A 20,067-nucleotide genomic window follows, 5' to 3' on the forward strand; every position below is an offset into this window, starting at 1 on the left:
AACACCTAAATTCTTGTCGATGAAATTAGCCATATTACTAATGTGTGCCGGCATTGTCCAGGCGAGTGCCATTACCCTTGGGCAAACGGTTACTCTAAACAAGAAGAACGTAAAGATGACCAACGTGCTTAAAGATATTCAAAAGCAAACCGGGTATAACATCTTTTACGATTCATCGCTTATACCTGAAAATATGACGGTCTCTCTTTCTATTCAAAAGTTAGGTCTTGAGACGACTCTTAAACAGATATTATCAAAGCACAATCTGAACTTTAGTATCGTAGATAAAAATATTATCCTCAAACGGGCTACACGTTCAAATGCAGCAAGGACTGAAGAGCAAAATTTGGTTCAGAAACAGATTACTGTCACAGGAAATGTAAAATCTGAAGACGGGCAAAATCTTCAAAATGTGTCTATTAGTGAGAAAGGAACGGCAAATACCACAATGAGTGACGAGAATGGACATTATAACATAACCACCAGCTCAGCGAATGCGGTACTACTATTTTCTTTTGTTGGGTATGAAAAACAAAATGTACCCGTAGGTAATCAGACAACAATAAACATTGTTCTTCATTCCTCTACGACGAATGTTGACGAGGTTGTGGTTGTGGGATACGGTGTGCAGAAAAAAGTAAACATGACCGGAGCCGTGGCCTCTGTAGACATGGATGCCCTTAGCGACCGTCCGGTAACCAATGCCACCAATGCTTTGGCAGGTCTGGCGGCAGGTTTGGCGGTAACCAACACAGGAGGGAACACTCCAGGATATGAATCTCAGACGATCAGAATCCGTGGACAGGGAACATTGAACAATGCGAGTCCGTTAATTGTAATTGATGGAATGACAGGTTCCTCGATTAGTGACATCAATCCCCAAGATATTGCCAATATTTCAGTATTAAAGGATGCGGCGTCTTCGGCCATTTATGGCTCTCGTGCAGCAAATGGTGTGATTTTGATTACCACTAAAAAGGGTGCCGAAGGAACCTCAAAAATTACTTACAGCGGGAATGTGTCTGCTGAAAAGGTGGGAAAGCGTTTAAATTTGGTAACCGACTATGCTGATTTTATGGAGATTCAGAATCGAGGACTTACGGCTAACGGACAGGCTCCTCGCTTTTCGCAAGGGAAAATTGATGAATGGCGAAATGATGCCGGGAAAAATCCTTCAGTTTACCCTAATACAGATTGGCAGGACCATATTTACCGCGATCCTTCTTATGTTCAGAATCACAATATCGCAGCAAATGGCGGTTCTGCCAATATGCGCTATAACCTTTCTTTTGGAATTGTTGATAATCCAGGGATGATTTATAACACGGAGTATAAGCGTAATCAGTTAAGGGCGAATGTTGAGGTAGACATCAAACCATGGCTTACTGTAGGAACGAATTTATTCGGCTATATGGACACCAATAATCCTTCAAGTGAAGTTGCCGCAGCCGGAGGGGATGTAATCTTTGGCTTTGGGGCCTTTAATACGGTGCCTGGGATGACCTTATATGATGAGGCTACCGGAAAATATGGTGGCATTCAAAACCCAGAAGAAGAGAATGTAAGTAATGCTAATCCATACCGCCGGATGTGGTTCTATAAAAGCGATTTTCCAACCAGAACGCGTCGAACAGTAGCCAAAATGTTTGGAAGGCTAAAACCCATTGAAGGATTAACGATTGAAGGTTCTTTCTCTTACAATTATTGGGATAGAAATGTGGATCAACAATTGACCGATAGAGATTTATTCCGATTTACGATGGACGGCCCGGTATTGCTCCGCGAAGGGGTGGTGCGGACCTATGTCAGGAAATACAATTACCGAAATACCTTCCGTTCTTCCGATGTCACTGCGCGCTATGAACGCAAGTTTGACAAATTGGAAACATCCTTTATGGTGGGTGGAAGTCAGGAGTATAACAAATATGAAAATGAAGTTTTCAGAAAATACGATTTAGTTGATCCGGCCTTAACTTCCTTAGATGGCGGTGCTACGGATGGTCCTGTAGGGGGTAATTACAACGAATGGGCTATGCACTCCTACTTTGGCAGACTAAATTTGGCTTGGGATAATAAATATCTGTTGGAAGCTAATTTCCGAGCAGATGGCTCATCCAAATTCGCACCTAACCAACGTTGGGGTTATTTCCCATCAGTATCTGCCGGATGGAATATTTCTGAAGAATCTTTCATGCAAAATAGCAAGGGAGTGTTGAATATGTTAAAATTAAGGGGATCTTATGGTTCCTTGGGGAATAACGCAACCTCAACCTACTACATGTATCAATCTTTGTTCGCCGCAACCAATTACATCTTGAACAATGGCATAGTCGGAGGACTCTCGCAAACAATTCTATCCAATACGAACTTAACTTGGGAGACGACCTACATGACAAACCTTGGACTGGATTTCGGTGTTTTAAATAATCGCCTGACCGGTTCACTAGATCTGTATACTAAAAAAACAAACGGGATTCTAATCTCCCTACCAGTACCTTTGGAGCACGGAACGACAATTGTTCCCAACCAAAATGCCGGAGGGGTTACAAATAAGGGTCTTGACGTTAATATAAACTGGTCAGACAAAATTGGAACATTAGCGTATTCGGCAGGAGTTAACCTAGGTTACGTGCGTAACAATGTGACTAAATTCAGGGGAGATGTATCTGCAATAAGCGGAGTGTATAAAATTCAAGAAGGCAGGCCGATAAATCAGCTATATACCATTACTGTTGATCGTATCGTTCGAGATCAACAGGATATGGACTATGTTGAATCTTTGGTTCAGGCAAACCCGAATTATTTCGCGACTTATCAACGTCCTGAACTTGGAGATTTTTTATATGCTGATGCAAACAAGGATGGGAAGCTTGATGCGGATGATCGGGTTGAAATTGGCAACGGAAACAGTCCTACTTTTACCTATGGGGCTAATCTAGGATTAACTTGGAAAAGTTTTAACCTCAATATGCTCTTGCAAGGTGTGGGGGATTATCAGGTGTATTATAATAATCAAGCGTTTCGTTACATTACAGTAATGGGACAGTCCTTGATAAAGGATATTACGGATAATGCATGGACCGCGGAAAATCCTTACCAATCAAAATATCCAAAACTCCGCAATAACGCGAACACCAAGAATAACCAACCTAGTAATTCTTTTATCTTCAATGCGGCTTATCTTAGAATGAAGAATATTCAATTGGGATACAGTCTTCCGCAAGAAATCTCAGAGAAATTTTATGTAGAAAGATTAAAGGTGTATGCGAGTGTTGATAATTTATTTACCATTACTGATTTTCCAGGATTAGATCCAGAGGTTGCGGCAAATGTAGGGTATCCTTCTCTTCGTCAATTTTCTCTTGGCCTTAACCTAACTTTTTAAACCCCAGTATTAAGATAGTAAACTATGAAAAATAAAATATTAAGCTTAGTGCTTTTAGGATCTGCCCTACTGTTCGGTAGTTGCGAAAAATTGGATTATGTTCCTGCCGACCAGCTCTCAAGTGTTACCTATTGGAAGACAGAGGCTCATGCTAAACAAGCAGCTGTCGGTATGTATGCGGCCATGAAACAGCCGTGGTGTTTTGGTATGGAATTTACTTTTGATATGGTATCTGACCTTGCTGATGGCAGCAGTCCGTGGGCAGATGTTTCCAGGGGAATTTCTTTCTCCTCAGGAAGCACTGGTGTTCAGAATCATTTCCAAAATCTATATGAACTTGTTCATCGCTCGAACACAGTGATTCGGAATGTAGCCCTAATGGAGATTAGTCAGGAGACAAAAGATGTGGTAATTGCTGAAGCCAAGTTTTTGAGAGCGATGGCCTATTTTCGAATGCTAAATGCCTGGGGAGGTGTTCCATATTATGATGAAACTCGTGATATCAATGAAGAATTTGCGAGCGTGACTGATCCAAAAAGTACACCGGAAGAAATACGAAATCACATATTAGCCGATTTGTCAGCAGCAATAGAAAAACTACCAATTGAATGGGGCAAAGATTATGGCCGGGCGACCAAAGGTGCTGCATATGCTCTGCGTGGTAAAGTCTACCTTTTTAACAAAGAATGGACCAAGGCAATTGCTGATTTTGAGGAAATAGTGCACAATAAGAGCGCAAGTTATGGATACGCTTTACATGATGATTATGAAGAGCTTTTCCGCCTTTACAACGGGAAAAAGAGTGATGAAATGATCTTTTCCATTCAGTCAATTGATAGAAATGTCGGTGGACATGCACTGGATATAGTTTCTTACTTTGGAAATAAAGCAACCATGCGTTTAATTGCAAGCAACCTTATCGTGCCATCTACCAAACTTGCAGATATGTATGAGAATTTAGACGGTTCCAAATTCAATTGGGATGATACATTTGCAGGCTTTAATGCTGGAGATTCTAAATTTCGTCGGAACGTCTTAAGCGTTGCCATCGATCAGGGTAGTACAAAAATTACCAGCACGTTAAATGCAGACACCGCAAAAATAAGAGATGTTTATCGCAAACGTGATCCGCGCTTAGAATGGAATCTAATTACTCCTTATTCCCACTACTTAGGAACAGATGCCGGGTCCGTACCTAGGGATAAACAATTTGTTCTTGCCGATGCCTCAAAAGGTGGCTCTCCTATGGAGGCGCTAGCATTTATGCGTAATTCTGAAGGTTGGAATTCTTATTTCTGGAGAAAATGGATACCCACTGGAAATCTTGAAGGGTATTGGGGTGAATATAGCCGAACTCCTTATGAATTTCCTTTAATCCGTTTAGGGGATGTAATTTTGATGCTTGCGGAAGCGTATAATGAAAATGGAGAACTGGCAAAAGCAGAGATTGAGATTAATAAAATTCGTGCTAGAGTAAATATGCCAGGTATAAACTCCGGACCGGCATGGCTTTCAGCGAGTACGAAAGCTGAAATGACCCAACGAATCCGAAACGAACGGGCTTATGAATTGGCAGGTGAGGGACAACGCTATTGGGACATTCGTCGTTGGGGTATCCTTGAATCTACGGTCAAAAATGCTACCGACATATTTGGCGATATGATGTATGAACGGAAATATCAAGTTCGTCATGAAATTTGGCCTTTTCCTCTTGTTGAGATGGATAGGAATCCAAATTTAGTGCAAAACCCGAACTGGTAATTTTAAAACTTATATATCCACAACCCATTTATGATGAAGTATAAAATAAGTATTGCTTTTTTGGTTTTGCCCCTATTAATGCTCGCTCAACAGCCCCTGCATTATTGGAAAAAACCCGCTGAATTCATGCAAGAGCAATCCAGAGAAACCATTCGTTTGGTACAAAGTCTATTGAAGGCAAACCCACCTTCAACATCCATTAACGAGAGTAGAAAATCTGCATTGTTGCATCTTGACTGGATCTTTCATGATCCAAGACTGGATAGTTCTATAGTAACAAGAGATTTTTTGGAAACTCAAGTTCGAAATGTTGTTGATGAGCTTAAGGAACCTGTCTTAAAAGGTCTCCGGGTATTCAAGATGTACAACCACGCATTTATCGTAAAATCTCCTAGCGTAACTATTGCTTTCGATATGACCCGTGCGGGCCAGGGTAATGCTAAACCAATGATTTCAGATGGGCTTATGGATTCTGTTGTCCAGCTTTGTGATGTTTTATTCGTATCCCATTTTCATGGAGATCATGCAGATTCCAAAGTCGCTGATATATTTATTCAGCATAAAAAGGATATTGTGGCTACCACAGGGATCTGGAAGGATAAAGGGGATAGGGTGCAACATATTCGCTCGGAGGAACTCTTGAAAAAGAAGGTTTTATTGACTAATGGTAAAAAACTAGATGTAACTGTAATGCCAGGACATCAGGATAATGTTCCAAACAATGTATATATCGTGCGGACCCCCGAAGGTATTAGCATTGCTCATACCGGTGATCAATATGCTCAAGAGGCTACATGGATTGATCATGTAAAAGATCATGAAAAAGTGGATGTTCTATTGGTGCACTGTTGGGCAATGCCATTGGAGCGAATAATCAATGGCTTTAATCCTAAATTAGTGATTACAGGACACGAGAATGAGATTGTTCATTCGATTGATCATAGGGAACCTTACTGGTTGAATTATAGGAGGATGGCTAAGGTAAACAAGCCAATCCTGTATATGACTTGGGGAGAGAATTTCTTGTTTAAACAATAATCTCATTTTACTCGAAGTCATTGATCGTATTGTTTTACTGAGCAATGAGAAAACCCTCGAATGAAATTCGAGGGTTTTTTAAAGAAGTAAACTAAGCCTTATACCAAACCTGAACGGCCGAAGCTCACCTTATTAATTGGCGGCAAATAATATGTTCGCCCCATGTTGATAGTCTCGCAAAAAGTACCCATTATACAATCCCTTCCAATCTCCTTTTTTGGGGGTTGTTACATTCCCGTCAGCGTTCGTGTCACCAGCATGTGTATCATCTTTGAATGAAGTGAATACGGCGGTAGCATGAAGTTGGACATTGTGCGCGGCACTTCGGGCGATTCCAGACCCTGTTCCGGCAAACTTAACGGTTACATTTGGTCCTACGATGAGAATCTTTTCGTTTGCTAGCTGTATCCAATCACTAATGACATAAGGCACCTCAGTGATATTCCAAGACATGGTCACATTGCTTGAACTTCCCGGAGATACGTATATCGCATTGTGGGTATTGGTTACGCTAGGATTCTCGGGATTATGAAATTTATTACTCAGAGGCATGGTGTACCTCATGTTTAAAAAAATAGGTTTACCACTATCGTAAATAGCATTGTTGGTAAACTTGGAAACATTGGGATCTGACATCGTTTCTCCAGCATAAAATACTGCAGAAGTATGAAATGAAGCCGCATTATTGAATAATGTATGTGCAAATCGGCAGTTGTCAAATTCAAATGAGGCGGCACTGCTTCCACCTATTCTAACCGCATTGTGATACCCGCCATTTCGTTGACCAGCATAAAAAATATCGCAATATTGGAACGTATTCTCTGTTCCTCCGCTCAGTGAAATCGCTTGCCAGTCTCCTTTGGCAGGTTGTGTGGCCGCAGCATCTCCGTTAGTGTCACCACAATATCGATCGTCAGCGAGTGAAGTGAAGACGATGCGCTGTTGTGCAGTTCCTTTTGCAAGAATTTTGCCGCTTACTATATTCATTTTTGCATCTTTTAGTTTTACCGTAACTCCTGGTTCGATTGTAAGTACCGAGCGTAGTTCAATATTGGCGTCTTCTATAACGTAAACGTTTCCTGATTTCCACACAGTGGGCTCTTTAATGGAGCTTGTTACTTTAACGAGATTGCAACCTTTTGGTTGTTCTGGCTCTTCTTCTGGTGTGATTGTATCTTTTGTACAACTCGACAGGCCCAAAATGAGCAGGCTTGATAAGAGAATGATTCTTGTTTTCATAAGTGTTATGTTTATAATTTTTTGTAACCAAACTGGTGATGTCGTTTATTACCAGTATTGTAAAGCAAATTTAAAGGCTGTTGATTCCTTATTATACCCCCAAAAGGGGGGATTTTAGCAAAAGCAGATGAATTACCTTTGATCCTAAGATTCACTGAAAGAGGAAAAACGATAGGTTATAATTATGAAAAGAACAAAATATAAAACACCTCAGGGACTAATTCGGCTGATCTTTTTCTGGTTTTTTCTTTGTATTTGGGTTCCTGTTTGGGGACAGTCTATCGATTCCTTAGAGCGGGAATTAAACAATAATGCGTTGAATACAGTCGATAAAATAAGACTATATGATGAATTGGGATGGGCTTATACCTCACATAATTTCCGTAAATCTATCACGTACAACCAGCTGGGATTAGCCCTGGCAGAAAAGAGCAATAATCAGGTGAAAGTACGTAAGTTCTATACAAATCTTGGCGCCGCATATTATAGGGGAAGTATATACGATACTGCCACCGTTTACCTCGAGCGAGCACTCCCTCTTGCTCGCAAACAGCATAACTATAGATCGGAAGCCTCCATTCTGGTGTTATTTGGTGCTGTATTTCAAGAGCAGAGTCTTTACAATGAATCCTTAGAGGCATATTTGCATGCCGCAAAAATTTTAGAAGGGAAAACGGATCACAAAGGACTTGGCAGTGTGTATAGTAATATTGGGGGAATCTATCAGATTTTGAAAAATTATGATCCAGCGCTGAATTACTTTGCAAAAGCAGAGAAGCTCGCCTTAATAGAGAGTAATAAATCCTTATTGGCAAATATTTACATTTCCCTGAGTGATATAGCTTTGCATAAGGATAGACTTATGGATGAATCCTTACACTATGCTAAAAAAGCGCTCAGTCTTAGCCAACAGATAGAAGATGCCTTTAACGAAGTATCTGCCCTGCAGATGCTTTCAAGAGTGTACTATCATTACGGTGATCCTAAGGTCGCTTTGCCAATTGCCCAAAAAGCCTTGCAAAAAGCGCAAAAACTCGGAATTCCCAATTTAATTACACATTCATTAATAGATGTTTCGAATGCACATTATTTTCAGGGAAATTATGGAGAATCCGCGCAAAGTGCATTGAATGTGTTAAAAATAGACACATCAAATATCAATATTAGTTTGAATGCGTATGCGAATTTGATACAGTCAAATGCATACCTGGGACGTGCAGATCTTACTCAGAAATACCTAAAGATTTATAGGGAGGAACTGGATAGGCATGCCAATGAAGCCTATCAGCACTCGCTGTCCAATTTGGAAGTGCACTACAGAACCGAAAAAAAAGAACTCAAAATTGCCTCATTGGAAAAACAGCGAAAGTTGTATACCTGGCTCGGAATTTCAGGAGCAATCATTGTACTGACGGCTTTTGCATTTGGACTTTTGCGTTACCGCCTAGCGGTGAGTAGAGGCAAACTTGCAGAACAAGAAACCAAACGAATGGAACAAGAAAAGCGATTGACGACTGTACAGGCCACATTGGAGGGGGAGGCCGCTGAGCGAACTCGATTGGCAAAGGACCTGCATGACGGATTGGGGAGCATGTTGTCTGTGGTTAAGTTTAATCTTCCCCAAATGAAAGGAGGAGCTATTTTGGAGGTGGCTGATGTATCCCGCTTTCAAAAAGCAATGAGCATGCTTGATGAATCCATACAGGAACTTCGCAGGGTTGCACATCACATGATGCCTGAATCGCTGTTACGGTATGGATTAAAAGTCTCACTTACGGATTTTTGTGAATCGGTACCCATGTTGGACTTCCATTACTTTGGAGATGAAGTTCGCTTGAGTGAAAAATTGGAAGTGATGGTTTACCGGAGCATTCATGAATTGGTGAATAATGCCCTAAAACATGCCCAGGCTTCCCACATCAATATTCAGTTGGTACAACAGCAGGACCGCCTTTCTTTTACAGTTCAGGACGATGGAAAGGGATATGATCAGAACAGTGTATCCGAGGGGATGGGGCTAAGTAATATTCGTCAACGTGTAGAAGCTTATCAAGGAAAAATGAGTATTTATTCATCGGAGCTAGGAACAGAGATTCACGTAGAACTGGATTTTAAAAAAATGAGAAAGAATGACTAAAACAACCGCGGTAAATCAGCAATTCACTGCTAGCTAGAGTATGAAGATTTTTGTTTCGAAGGTTAGTCCTAAAAGGATACCAGTTGGACTTATTCAATAGGTCGGCTAATTCTATACTTTAGTTTTTATATATTTTATAACCCGAAAAAGAAGTAGGATAAGAATTCCAACAAAGCAAATACTTAAAAATGCCATCTCCGTCGATCCAATATTTACAAAGTTAAATGTCATGCTGCTTCGTTTGGTTTTTTATGTATAGGCGCTTTATTTTTAATACGTGCCCCCTAAAGGTACTGATTTCCAAGATGAATTGCAAACCATATGCATTTGGTTAAAATCCGCGTTCTAGCTACGTTTATTGTCCACCACCAAGCTCTTTAATTTTTGCTTCAATTTTTATCTTGTAATCTTCTATTTGTGTTGTGTATTGGTCTGTGTCCTCCGAAATTGCTTTGTAAAGTAACTCATAGCTGTTTATTCTAAGCTCACAATATTCCTTTATAAGTCTGTTCTTAGTTCTAATTTCAAGTGGCAAATCCAAGGCCTTGAAACTGTCTATGAGTTTGATGTTTTCGTTCCAATAATAAATTCCTCTGTCTTTAATTCCGTATAGAATTTTCTCGTTGGGTGTGTCTGGAGGTAAATTGAATACCTCTAAAGCCATTGCTTCCATTGATGCAAATTCTTTCATTTTGGTGTCATACGTCCCAATGTCATTCGGCATTTTTTTATAAACTACAAAAGAAGGAATTAGAATTAGCGTTGTTAATAAACCAACGGTCGTATATTTTAATTTATTTTCATTAGGTTTTTTTAGACTTGGAATTAAAGCGTAACCAATAACAAGTCCACCGATTAATCCGCCAACATGTGCCGCGTTGTCTATACCGCTGTTTGGTGTCAGTCCGTTAAGAATGTTAAAACCAACGAAAACGGCAATACTTGTCAATAATGCTTTTCTTGCGGACCTCTCAATGAGGTTTGTCGTCAGCATAGCAAGGAACACTCCATACATTCCGAAGACTGCTCCCGAGGCACCGGCGCTAATTGTCAAGTCGTGCCACCATAAACTTGCTATACTTGCGGTGATTCCTGTCAGAAGGTAAGCTGTTGTAAATCTTGTTCTGCCTAAATGCGGCTCTAAAAGTAAACCGATATAAAGTAAGGCATACATATTCATTAAAAGATGGAAAATTCCAATGTGCAGAAAACAATTTGTGATTACTCGCCACCATTCGCCTTCTAATGTTATTGGTCGGAAATTTGCTCCCCACTTTAATAAACTTGCATTGTCAGGAAGCATAAAATTAACGCCTGAAATAACCATTAAAATAAATATTGCAATGTTTAAGTTTATTATTATCGGAGTAATGAAATAACCTTGTGTCGGTTTGAAGATTGCAAAAACACTTGTGATTTTTTCCTTTGTTGTCGGTGGCGGTTGACTTAAAACATCTTGTTCTTTTGAAACCAAGGTTGGTTTAAGTTCTTGATACTTCTGGGCAAGTTCTTCGGGAGATGAAGAGATTTTTAATTCATTGAATGTTGCAACTAATTTTTCAATGTTCCCCTTATTTTTTCCCCAATCCACCATTTGAATGCCTGTACATTCGCTTTTTAAGGTCGCGTTGTCACCGTCAATTTTTACCTTGACTTCCTCACCCGAAGAACTCATTGAGAACTTTGTAAATGCAATGAAACCAGTTTCACTGGTGTAGCCAACATTCCAATCAAGTTTCTTTGCGGCTTCAATTGCAAGCACAAGAAATTGTTCTGTCGTTAAACTTTCAAGCGGTAAGTCCTGAATGTATTTAGGCGAAAATCCGAAAGCCATATTTATATTGTTGGTGGTCCTGAAATTGGTGCTAACAAATATACTAATTTTCCTAAATTCTGATTAACATCCCCAGTCATATCAATAAAGTATTTGCATTGCCATGTTTTGGATTTCTGGGCTTGTTGATTTCTGGGGAGGTCCCAGCTGGAATAAATTCTGAACCCTCTCTTTCCTAGATGACCATTATCTGTCAAAATGTGCTTTTCAGCTAAGACCTGTTTTGGGAAAATGAAAAACCCAAAGTTGTTATTTTGTTGGCTCGCAATGATGTAAAAATCAAAATCGTCTTTTATATCAAACGGTTCCGTTTGTTTTTGGCAATTTCTTTTCCATAAGGTTACAAATTGTCCAGTCTTTTTTGGCGTAATCTTCGCTTTCCTAAATTTTATTTTAAGATTTTTACATTGAAAATTAAATCCATAATAGTCCTTACACTCGTCCTCCTGAACTACATCGATGATCTCTAAATTGTTGCGTTTGAACAACAGAGTTTCAAGTTTTCTTAATTCTTCAACCATTATTTCATAATTATTTCACTCTGTTTCTCGAAGGAACGGGGGAATTTATGGGGTTTGTAATTAAACAAAATTCACCGCGTTTCTATTCATTTTGATGAAGTTAATGAGATGAAACTGCTTTCAGGCCAACAATCGATCCTATTAATGTGATTAGAAATAGAATTCGTAGAAAAGTCACCGGTTCTTTAAAGACTATAATTCCAACTAAAACGGTGCCTACAGCTCCGATACCTGTCCAAACGGCGTAAGCTGTTCCAACAGGCAAACTTTGAGTCGCTTTGATTAAAAGACCCATACTGATTGCCAGCGTAAAAAGAAAACTTGCATACCAGAGGTACATCTCATTTCCGGTTGTTTCTTTTGCTTTACTTAAGCAGAATGCGAATGCCACTTCAAATAAGCCGGCAATTACTAAAATTATCCAATTCATTTCTTTTATTTTATATTGACGAAGGTCAGAAATGAGATTGAGTAAAAATTTTACAAATGATAAAAAATAAACTTATTCCTTGATTTTGGCTCTAATTCGGCTCAGACTGACTTGGGTTATGCCTAAATAAGAAGCAATGTGTCCTAATTGCACACGCTGGATTAAATCAGGGTTGCTTTTAATGAGCTCATTATATCGTTCTTTTGCCGTCCGGAATTGTTGGGAGATAAGTCTTTCTTCAGTCTTTACCAATTCCTTTTCAGCAAATTTTCTTCCCCAATTTGCAATCTGGATATCTTGATCAAAAAGCTGTTGAAGGTTTTGGCTCTTTAATTCATAGAGTAAACAGTTTTCTAGTAATTCTATATCTTCATATCCTTTTTGGTTTGCCACATAGCTTTTCATCGAAATAATGGTGTCTCCTTCTTTGCCAATCCAGAAAGTCATTTCATTGTTGATCGTCTGGGCATAGGCGCGAACAATCCCTTGTTTGATGAAGTAAATGTTTTTCTCTATTCGGTCTGCCCGAAGCAAAATATGTCCCTTGGGAAAATGAATCTCTGTAATGCACTCTTTGAGTACTTGCTTAGATCGTTCGGCAAGTGGATATATCTTGTCAAGGATGTTGTCTATGTCCATGAATCTATTTCCAGTTTCAGAAGCAAAATTGCTAAATAAATACGGAAGTCGTTCCTAAAACTTTATATTGCTCAGACACGCTCAAAATCGTGCAATAATATTTTTAGATGTGCTTTTGAGAGATGTGAAAGGAGCGATGCAGGAAATAATAATTTTCGGAAAGGCCAGAAATGCCCTCAGCTCTGAGGTCTGTTATAAGATCAATATTTTAAAAAAATGTAGCACACATGTCTTATTAAGCGTTTCTAAGATAATTTTAAACACAAATCAATTAGTATGAGCAGAAAAAACCTTTATTTTTTATTTTTTATTTCGATTTCACTACTGTTCTCTTGCAAAAAAGAGGACCAAATATCTATTGATAATCTGACTGGTACATGGACTGAGGTGAACGAAAACCCGAACGATGTTGTCGAGAGCGTTATAAGATATACTTTTAATCCGGATAACACTTGTACAAAGGTCATCTATTCTGCGTTCTCAAACAGTGAGATTTTTAATAAATGGACCTATGTCATCAGTCATGACAAATCGTTGATTACGATGTACGCGGAAGATAAAATATATACTGAACAGTATACAATCACTAGACTAACCAACAAGGAGATGCAATGGAAAAATGCTTCGCCGGGTGATGGGAACAGCGATAAGAAATTGGTTCGAAATTAAGGTAGGGAAAACTGCTTAACAATTATCCCTACCAATAATGCTTCTTGGCGCTAGAGGGTCCAGAGCTTCTGAGGTATATCTAGATCTTAGGTTTACCTTTTTTTGTATCAAGAAAGGTTATTTCAATCATTGGGGTTAATTTTTGTGAGTTCCAGCTCCACCTGAATTTCTGTTCCTTTATCTGAGGAATAAATTTCTAACCTACCTTGAAAGGCTTCCACGCGTTGCTGGATGTTTTGTAGCCCCATGCCCTTAGGAACAGTATTGGGATCAAAACCTTTGCCATTATCTTGAACGGTGAAGGAAATTCGATCTTCCTCTTGGATTAACTGTACATTGATTTGAGTAGCCTGCGCGTGTTTTAAAGCGTTATTTACCATCTCATGAATACATCGATAAATCATAATCTCCAGTTTTTCTGCCAATCGACCCTCTATTCCAAAATAATGGAATTGAACCGTTGGAATAGCTTCACAGAAATCGGCAAGAGAGACTTTTAACCCGTATCGTAGTAAGGAGTCTGGCATCATGTGATGTGCCACGCGACGGAGTTCCTGTATAGAGTCATCTAGCATACTTAATGCTTTTTGGAATCGGGAGGCGTCCTTTGCTTCCAGCACGACATTTCCTTCCACCTGTGGCCAGTTCATTTTTACAGCAGAAAGCATGCTCCCTAGACCATCATGTAAGTCTCTGGCTAAACGCGATCGTTCGGCTGTTTCACCATCCAAAGTGGCTTGCACAGCAACAAGCTGTTTTTCTTGTTCAAGCCGGATATTTTGCTCCTCAACGAGCTTTCGTTTACTCACCACTAATCTGTAGCGAATTATTCCGATGACAGCGGCAAGAACCAAAAGACTAATTCCTGTAATCGCTAACCAGGTATAATGTTGTCGCTGCTTTTCCAGTGCTGATATTCTAAGAGCCTTTTTCTCTGTCTCGTATTTAACTTCCATTTCTGAAATAGACGTTCGGAAGTTTTTGTTATATTGCTTTTGTAGCGCAGAAAAGAATTGGTTGACATAATGTTCCATAGAATCCATTTGTCCTAATCGACCATGCGCCAATGAAAGATGTATATAGGCATGCTTGGACAGATTAACATCATTGGAATCAGCCTGAATGGCCATTTGAGCGTGAATAATGCTTTCCTGGTACTGTCCCAGATAATATTGTGTAGCTGATAGAATCGTGGCGCAGGTAGCGATCATGTCTGGAAATTTTCCTTTCTGTGCTAACTCTAAAGCTTGTTTTGCAACTGATAGAGCTGACTGTTCATCATCATAATAACTATAGGTATTGGCTAAAGTGGCAAGAGCCTGTATTTCGCCGAAGGTATTGGAGAGTTCATGATAAATCTTAACTGCCTTTTTAATGGGGGTTACAGCTTCATCCAAACTCTTACCTAGGTTTCTGTAAGTGGAACCCAATGAAGAATATATATCAGCCAGCCGCTCTCGATTACCGCTCTTTATGGCTAAATCTTCAGCCTTTTTATAGTATTCGAGACCCGCTTCATCGTTGTCTAACATGGTATACACACCACCAATACCCGCGTACGTTTGACATAATTCGTAATGGTCCTTCAATTTTTCAAGTGTAGCCGCTGATTTTTTATAATATTCCATGGCCTGATCATATTTGTTTTGGTAAGAATACAGGCTTCCATAGACTCTGTTCAGACTACCCTCTAATTTTTGGTTTTTGAGTTTCTGTGCAATAGGCATTGCTATCGCTAGATAATGTGAGGATGAATCATAAGATGCTCCTTTGAGAAAGGTGAGACTCATGCTTTTATAAAATAATATCTGTGCTTGCTCATCCTCTGCTAAGGTGGCCAACTTTAACCCAGATCTCGCATAATCTAAGGACTTTTGGGTATTGATGTTTGAATATTTTTCGGAAAGCTCCTGGTATACTTTTATTTTTTCATTGCCGGTAAGGCTTTTTGAGGTCAATTTCTTCTCCAAGGCTTCAAAGGTCTGTCCATTTCCTATCCTTGGCAGGCATAAGAATATCAAGATCAGAGAAAATACGAGCGACCAAGGGCTGTTCTTAAGGCGATGTCCTTTCATAATTAAGGTTTGATTATAGAGTTTTATTTCAAGGTAAAGATAGTTGTATGCTTTTCCATAAGTATCCCCCTTTAGGGGGTTTTTTGAGCAGTTTTATTTTGACTGCCATTGTGTATTAATTGAAAGAATATAGGTGTAATGTCTTGATTATCATATTGTATATATAGTTAATGAAAATAATTGAAAGATGGAAGCAATTGCAGGATATTTTTAGTTTTAAAGTATTTACCATTACTAATTAACATAGATCAATGAATGCTCGGTTCAGATTGGCTAAATTTGACTATGAAGAAGATAGGATTTTTATCGTTTGGACATTGGGGCAAGCACCCCTCGTATCAAACCCGCTCGGCAGGCGATACTTTACTTCAGTCCATTGATTTGGCTGTTGCAGCCGAAGAGATTGGAATGGATGGAGCATATTTTCGAGTACATCACTTTGCAGCTCAATTAGGGTCTCCCTTTCCGTTACTCTCGGCAATAGGTGCTAAAACGAGTAAAATAGAGATTGGAACCGGTGTTATTGATATGCGTTATGAAAACCCATTATACATGATAGAAGATGCCGGTGCTGCGGATTTAATTTCAGGAGGACGTTTGCAATTGGGCATCAGTAGAGGGTCCCCCGAACAGGTAATTGATGGCTGGCGTTACTTCGGCTATGAGCCGACAGAAGGGGAAACTGATGCGGATATGGGCCGTCGAAAGGCCTTAGAGTTTTTACAGAAATTGAAAGGCGAAGGTTTTGCCCAACCTAACCCTTACCCGATGTTTCCGAATCCACCGGGCTTATTGGCTCTGGAGCCACACTCAGATGGCCTTCGAGAGCGTATATGGTGGGGTGCCGGATCGAACGCTACAGCCGTCTGGGCTGCTGAAAATGGGCTGAACCTCCAAAGCTCCACCTTGAAAGAGGATGAAAGTGGCCAACCATTTCATGTACAACAGGCTGAACAAATTAGACTGTATAAAGAAGCTTGGAAAAAAGCAGGCCATCAGCGTGAACCCCGGGTATCGGTAAGCCGATCCATCTTTGCATTGGTAAATGAACAAGATCATTACTATTTTGGACAAGAATCCAATCGCCAGGATAAAATAGGTTTTATAGAAGAGAACAAACGAGCAATCTTTGGAAGAAGTTATGCCGCGGAGCCAGATGAACTAATCAAAGAGTTGGCTCAGGACGAAGCAATCAAGGAAGCAGATACATTACTTTTAACTGTACCCAACACCCTTGGGGTCGATTACAATGTGCACGTGTTATCTGCTATTTTAAAGTATGTTGCCCCTGAATTAGGCTGGCGTTAAGAATTGAAGAACATGGAATCAAACCATTTGCCGGGCTTGTTTCATGAATGCTGAACTTTGAAGGAAGCAGACAGTAGATGAGGCCTTCAAAATCTATTAAAAATACTGTATAGGTACAATAAAGGTCAAAGATAAACAATCCAAGAAATGGTAATGAAACTTCCGCAATAACAAGGCAATCCTTTTGTTGCGGAAGTGATTCCAAATAGTTTTAGATCTTCTCTAATATAATTTTCTTTTGGTTTTCATATTCTTCCGAAGTAATTAGTTTATCTTCAAACAATTTTTTTAACTCTTTAAGACTCTCAGCCTTAGATTTTCCAGTAGATAATTCTGAAAGACTTTTAGAAGATGTTAAACCATTAGTTGAAGTCGGTATCATTTCATAATTATGATTTGCCTTATACTTCATTGTCCATAAAAAAGGAAAGAGAAAAAATACTCCGCCTATAATTGCCCCAACGTCAGCTTTCTCATTTCTGGAAAAAGAAGTATTTAATTCTTCGTAACCTTCTTTTTGTAACCTAACGGTGGTTGTACTGCCAAGGATTTTTGTATCTCTGTGTTTATACGGAGTTGTACCGACATTTTCTCCATCAAGGTACACTTTTGCTCCAACAGGGGTAGAATGAATCATGGTTGTGCTGGCGCAACCTGTGAACAGAATAGAGGCCGCTAACATTAGCGAAACAGACTTAGTCATTGTAGAATTTTTTTTCATACGATTTGGTATAGTTGGTTTGTAAAGTAACTTTTTTATATGTTAGCTTACATAATTTCCCCATAAGCAATACAATTTAAGGCACAAAAGTATTATAAATAACTGATTAAACGAATTGAAATTGAACTTCTGGTTAAAAAGCCCTATTCCTTAGAGAGGACTCTCATAGCTTAATGATGTTAATCATTTGATGGACAGCGTATTTATAGGTATTCTGTAGACTGATAATTGGTTAAAGCCAATTAAAGTTCTTTTTTAATATTCCATGATATTCCAGTTTATGAGCAGTGGCGTTTTCTCGGGGTTCGTTTTAGAATGAGAAAAAAACTTTCAAAACCAAATTATCATATGATTTACATGTTATTACACTTTATTTTCTTATTTTCGCTGATGTAATCATATACTAATCTAGTATCGATTAGCGAGATGATTGAAACCAGAAGAAACGAGCCTGATTTAACCCGGCCCAATCTTGCCAATTATGCCTAGTGACTACGAATATCATTGATAAGTTAGTGTGCGTGGAGGTGAACATTCCAGAGCGATATAGGAAAAGATCGCTCATATTAGGCAATGGAAATCAACGTTTCGTTCAATAACCTGAATGTTGCATACGATAAGAAGAACGAGTGTATATGGGAGCTGTTAAATGTACCGTGTCAAAATAATTTATCATCGAATCTTCTCCTTGAAATCCGGTTTTATACGAAAAAGATAAGCAGTTTTAAATCAGTGAAAAAAATAATAAAATGAAAAAAAAAGAAATAGTTGATTGGTCACTCAACATAATAGGTATCCTTTTATTTTTATACAGTCTTGGTTCTATCAAAGAAATTATACTATATAATTTAGCTTCTGGCATGGAAGGGCCTAACCAAGATTTAGTTAAACTAGTTTTTTTTATATTTTTAATTCTGCAATGGTCTATTGCAGCTATATTAATTTTCAGAACACGGTTCTTGACTAATTTATTGTTTAAAAATGAGAATGACACAGAAGAAATAGCTATCTCTTCCTTCGGTTCAATTCATTTATTTAAATTAGGATTTGTTTTATTGGGAGTGTCAATTTTAGTCTTTTCTTTACCAGACTTTATTGTAGAATTTTCCAAATATATATTCTCAGTTCAAATGGGACATTTAAGTAGAAAATTTGAGCTAACCAATATTCTCATATTAGGTTTAAAACTATTTTTCTCTTTAATCCTTATCATGAATTCGACAAGACTAAGTCATTACTTTTCAAAATTAGAAATTGTAGATTAGAATATATCCAAAATAGCAAGCGTATAATTATTGACTAAATAATTCATAAAGATCTTCAAAACACAAACTTTTGTCCAAGCTCAAAGCGTAATTTAACCACCGGAAAGCCTCGAAACTTTTGGATAAAGGTTGGAATAGCCTGTATTTCAATTATCGATATCGCCTATTATGGTAGCGATATTTGGTTCAGTATCTCCAAAGGCAGCTAAAGGAATTTCAGATCGATTCTCATTAATCTTACCCTTAACCTTCTTGGTCTGTAGCCCAAGTTGCATTTTGAACTCTTTTTCGTCAGATTTAATGTTTTTGGCAAACATTGGAGATGATTTGTCAATCAAACTGTAGGTCTAGTACTGGTTAGATGCCTTAAAACTCGCCAACGCTTCAGTCGGTGTAAGGACGGCAAGTTTGCTCTTTTTAAAGTCTTTGGTATTTCGGGTAACGATAAAATCCAAATCGAGGATACTTAACGCGCTATAGTATTGAATGGCATCTTCATATTCTTTAAAATCCGATTTAAGAGACTGGCGAATAATTGCAGCTGTTACGTCCGTTATTTCCGTTATATCTGCCAGTTCTTCCAGTAGTTTCAAAGTAGCATCTCCGGAGATAGACTGACGAAGAATATAATAAATATTATTATAAGAGACGGCGGCAATAAAAATCCGTATTTTACCTTTTACAGCCAACTCAAAAAGCTTCGCAGCATCCATCGCAAAAGGTTGTCTATTCGCTAGAAAATCAATAACGATGTTGGTGTCCATGAATATCTGTTTCATGCTACCTGTGTTTCTCTTTTAAAATCTTACCTAGATCTTTTTTGTAATCAAAATCCTCAGGTAGTTTTACTGATCCCATCAATTTGGCTACCCGGGGTGATAATGTTTGCTCAGATTCCTCCGAAGAGCTGATAGATTTTAGGTAATTTTCTACGATATCTGATAAACTTTTTCCTTTTTGACGAGCATATTTTTTAGCGGAATCAATTACCGTATCATCTATTGTTAATGTGAGTTTAGTAGTCATAACACGTGTGATTGATAAA

Annotated in this window: 17 protein-coding genes; 7 read left to right on the forward strand and 10 right to left on the reverse strand. The window is 38.8% G+C overall.

Going from position 1 to position 20,067, the window contains the following annotated elements; all coding sequences use genetic code 11:
• Nucleotides 1-19: 19 nt before the first annotated feature.
• Genes AC6CHH_RS14390 through AC6CHH_RS14400 form a run of 3 tightly spaced genes read left to right on the forward strand, consistent with a single transcriptional unit; the run spans nt 20 to nt 6,184 of the window.
• A complete protein-coding gene (locus AC6CHH_RS14390) occupies nt 20-3,385 on the forward strand; it encodes a TonB-dependent receptor (RefSeq protein ID WP_498284077.1) in 3,366 nt (1,121 codons plus the stop codon).
• A gap of 24 nt (nt 3,386-3,409) precedes the next feature.
• Nucleotides 3,410-5,146 carry a RagB/SusD family nutrient uptake outer membrane protein gene (locus AC6CHH_RS14395; RefSeq protein WP_498284079.1) on the forward strand — a complete coding sequence of 579 codons (1,737 nt, stop codon included), beginning with the start codon at nt 3,410-3,412 and terminating at the stop codon, nt 5,144-5,146.
• A 33-nt stretch (nt 5,147-5,179) separates the two neighbouring features.
• The gene (locus AC6CHH_RS14400) at nt 5,180-6,184 is read left to right on the forward strand and encodes an MBL fold metallo-hydrolase (RefSeq protein WP_498284081.1); all 1,005 of its coding nucleotides are present in this window, start codon (nt 5,180-5,182) and stop codon (nt 6,182-6,184) included.
• Between the two features lie 132 nt (nt 6,185-6,316).
• Here the strand turns inward: AC6CHH_RS14400 and AC6CHH_RS14405 are convergent, their stop codons facing one another.
• Nucleotides 6,317-7,423, reverse strand: a complete 1,107-nt coding sequence (locus AC6CHH_RS14405; protein WP_498284083.1) for a hypothetical protein — start codon at nt 7,421-7,423, stop codon at nt 6,317-6,319.
• 184 nt (nt 7,424-7,607) lie between these two features.
• Between AC6CHH_RS14405 and AC6CHH_RS14410 the strand changes: the two genes are divergently transcribed.
• Nucleotides 7,608-9,560, forward strand: coding sequence for a tetratricopeptide repeat-containing sensor histidine kinase (locus AC6CHH_RS14410; RefSeq protein WP_498284085.1), 1,953 nt, complete (start codon nt 7,608-7,610; stop codon nt 9,558-9,560).
• Nucleotides 9,561-9,915: 355 nt separating this feature from the next.
• On the opposite strand, the gene AC6CHH_RS14415 is transcribed toward AC6CHH_RS14410, so the two are convergent.
• The 4 genes from AC6CHH_RS14415 to AC6CHH_RS14430 form a co-directional block, all read right to left on the reverse strand.
• On the reverse strand, nt 9,916-11,394 hold the full coding sequence (locus AC6CHH_RS14415; RefSeq protein WP_498284087.1) for a rhomboid family intramembrane serine protease: 1,479 nt from the start codon (nt 11,392-11,394) through the stop codon (nt 9,916-9,918).
• A gap of 2 nt (nt 11,395-11,396) precedes the next feature.
• Entirely contained in the window at nt 11,397-11,915 is a 519-nt protein-coding gene (locus AC6CHH_RS14420) for a MepB family protein (protein WP_498284089.1), read from the reverse strand.
• A gap of 100 nt (nt 11,916-12,015) precedes the next feature.
• Complete coding sequence (locus AC6CHH_RS14425; protein WP_498284091.1) at nt 12,016-12,345, reverse strand: DMT family transporter; 330 nt, start codon at nt 12,343-12,345, stop codon at nt 12,016-12,018.
• Between the two features lie 72 nt (nt 12,346-12,417).
• Nucleotides 12,418-12,984: a Crp/Fnr family transcriptional regulator gene (locus AC6CHH_RS14430; protein WP_498284093.1), complete on the reverse strand. Its 567-nt coding sequence runs from the start codon at nt 12,982-12,984 to the stop codon at nt 12,418-12,420.
• 276 nt (nt 12,985-13,260) lie between these two features.
• Here AC6CHH_RS14430 and AC6CHH_RS14435 point away from each other — a divergent pair, with 276 nt between their 5' ends.
• The gene (locus AC6CHH_RS14435) at nt 13,261-13,653 is read left to right on the forward strand and encodes a lipocalin family protein (protein WP_498284095.1); all 393 of its coding nucleotides are present in this window, start codon (nt 13,261-13,263) and stop codon (nt 13,651-13,653) included.
• Between the two features lie 122 nt (nt 13,654-13,775).
• On the opposite strand, the gene AC6CHH_RS14440 is transcribed toward AC6CHH_RS14435, so the two are convergent.
• On the reverse strand, nt 13,776-15,728 hold the full coding sequence (locus AC6CHH_RS14440) for a tetratricopeptide repeat-containing sensor histidine kinase (RefSeq protein ID WP_498284097.1): 1,953 nt from the start codon (nt 15,726-15,728) through the stop codon (nt 13,776-13,778).
• 285 nt (nt 15,729-16,013) lie between these two features.
• On the opposite strand from AC6CHH_RS14440, the gene AC6CHH_RS14445 reads away from it, so the two are divergent.
• Nucleotides 16,014-17,036, forward strand: coding sequence for an LLM class flavin-dependent oxidoreductase (locus AC6CHH_RS14445; RefSeq protein WP_498284099.1), 1,023 nt, complete (start codon nt 16,014-16,016; stop codon nt 17,034-17,036).
• A gap of 211 nt (nt 17,037-17,247) precedes the next feature.
• Here AC6CHH_RS14445 and AC6CHH_RS14450 read toward each other — a convergent pair whose 3' ends face one another.
• Nucleotides 17,248-17,757: a PEGA domain-containing protein gene (locus tag AC6CHH_RS14450; RefSeq protein ID WP_498284101.1), complete on the reverse strand. Its 510-nt coding sequence runs from the start codon at nt 17,755-17,757 to the stop codon at nt 17,248-17,250.
• Nucleotides 17,758-18,506: 749 nt separating this feature from the next.
• Between AC6CHH_RS14450 and AC6CHH_RS14455 the strand changes: the two genes are divergently transcribed.
• Nucleotides 18,507-19,022: a hypothetical protein gene (locus AC6CHH_RS14455; RefSeq protein WP_498284103.1), complete on the forward strand. Its 516-nt coding sequence runs from the start codon at nt 18,507-18,509 to the stop codon at nt 19,020-19,022.
• A 146-nt stretch (nt 19,023-19,168) separates the two neighbouring features.
• Here AC6CHH_RS14455 and AC6CHH_RS14460 read toward each other — a convergent pair whose 3' ends face one another.
• From AC6CHH_RS14460 to AC6CHH_RS14470, 3 genes are all read right to left on the reverse strand, one after another.
• Nucleotides 19,169-19,339 (reverse strand): hypothetical protein, encoded by a 171-nt coding sequence (locus AC6CHH_RS14460; protein WP_498284105.1) that lies wholly within the window; start codon nt 19,337-19,339, stop codon nt 19,169-19,171.
• Nucleotides 19,340-19,369: 30 nt separating this feature from the next.
• A complete protein-coding gene (locus AC6CHH_RS14465) occupies nt 19,370-19,801 on the reverse strand; it encodes a type II toxin-antitoxin system VapC family toxin (RefSeq protein ID WP_498284107.1) in 432 nt (143 codons plus the stop codon).
• A gap of 1 nt (nt 19,802) precedes the next feature.
• The coding region (locus tag AC6CHH_RS14470; RefSeq protein ID WP_498284109.1) for a DUF6364 family protein at nt 19,803-20,067 on the reverse strand (265 nt) is incomplete at its 5' end.

This window comes from Sphingobacterium sp. GQ94 (genome assembly GCF_059758715.1).

What these genes read in the sequence shown, in the direction of transcription:
- AC6CHH_RS14440 (WP_498284097.1), bottom strand. Translation starts at nt 15,728, where the DNA reads ATGAAAGGACATCGCCTTAAGAACAGCCCTTGGTCGCTCGTATTTTCT.
- AC6CHH_RS14430 (WP_498284093.1), bottom strand. Translation starts at nt 12,984, where the DNA reads ATGGACATAGACAACATCCTTGACAAGATATATCCACTTGCCGAACGA.
- AC6CHH_RS14445 (WP_498284099.1), top strand. Translation starts at nt 16,014, where the DNA reads ATGAAGAAGATAGGATTTTTATCGTTTGGACATTGGGGCAAGCACCCC.
- AC6CHH_RS14425 (WP_498284091.1), bottom strand. Translation starts at nt 12,345, where the DNA reads ATGAATTGGATAATTTTAGTAATTGCCGGCTTATTTGAAGTGGCATTC.
- AC6CHH_RS14455 (WP_498284103.1), top strand. Translation starts at nt 18,507, where the DNA reads ATGAAAAAAAAAGAAATAGTTGATTGGTCACTCAACATAATAGGTATC.
- AC6CHH_RS14460 (WP_498284105.1), bottom strand. Translation starts at nt 19,339, where the DNA reads ATGTTTGCCAAAAACATTAAATCTGACGAAAAAGAGTTCAAAATGCAA.
- AC6CHH_RS14450 (WP_498284101.1), bottom strand. Translation starts at nt 17,757, where the DNA reads ATGAAAAAAAATTCTACAATGACTAAGTCTGTTTCGCTAATGTTAGCG.
- AC6CHH_RS14420 (WP_498284089.1), bottom strand. Translation starts at nt 11,915, where the DNA reads ATGGTTGAAGAATTAAGAAAACTTGAAACTCTGTTGTTCAAACGCAAC.
- AC6CHH_RS14395 (WP_498284079.1), top strand. Translation starts at nt 3,410, where the DNA reads ATGAAAAATAAAATATTAAGCTTAGTGCTTTTAGGATCTGCCCTACTG.
- AC6CHH_RS14410 (WP_498284085.1), top strand. Translation starts at nt 7,608, where the DNA reads ATGAAAAGAACAAAATATAAAACACCTCAGGGACTAATTCGGCTGATC.
- AC6CHH_RS14400 (WP_498284081.1), top strand. Translation starts at nt 5,180, where the DNA reads ATGAAGTATAAAATAAGTATTGCTTTTTTGGTTTTGCCCCTATTAATG.
- AC6CHH_RS14405 (WP_498284083.1), bottom strand. Translation starts at nt 7,423, where the DNA reads ATGAAAACAAGAATCATTCTCTTATCAAGCCTGCTCATTTTGGGCCTG.
- AC6CHH_RS14435 (WP_498284095.1), top strand. Translation starts at nt 13,261, where the DNA reads ATGAGCAGAAAAAACCTTTATTTTTTATTTTTTATTTCGATTTCACTA.
- AC6CHH_RS14390 (WP_498284077.1), top strand. Translation starts at nt 20, where the DNA reads ATGAAATTAGCCATATTACTAATGTGTGCCGGCATTGTCCAGGCGAGT.
- AC6CHH_RS14465 (WP_498284107.1), bottom strand. Translation starts at nt 19,801, where the DNA reads ATGAAACAGATATTCATGGACACCAACATCGTTATTGATTTTCTAGCG.
- AC6CHH_RS14415 (WP_498284087.1), bottom strand. Translation starts at nt 11,394, where the DNA reads ATGGCTTTCGGATTTTCGCCTAAATACATTCAGGACTTACCGCTTGAA.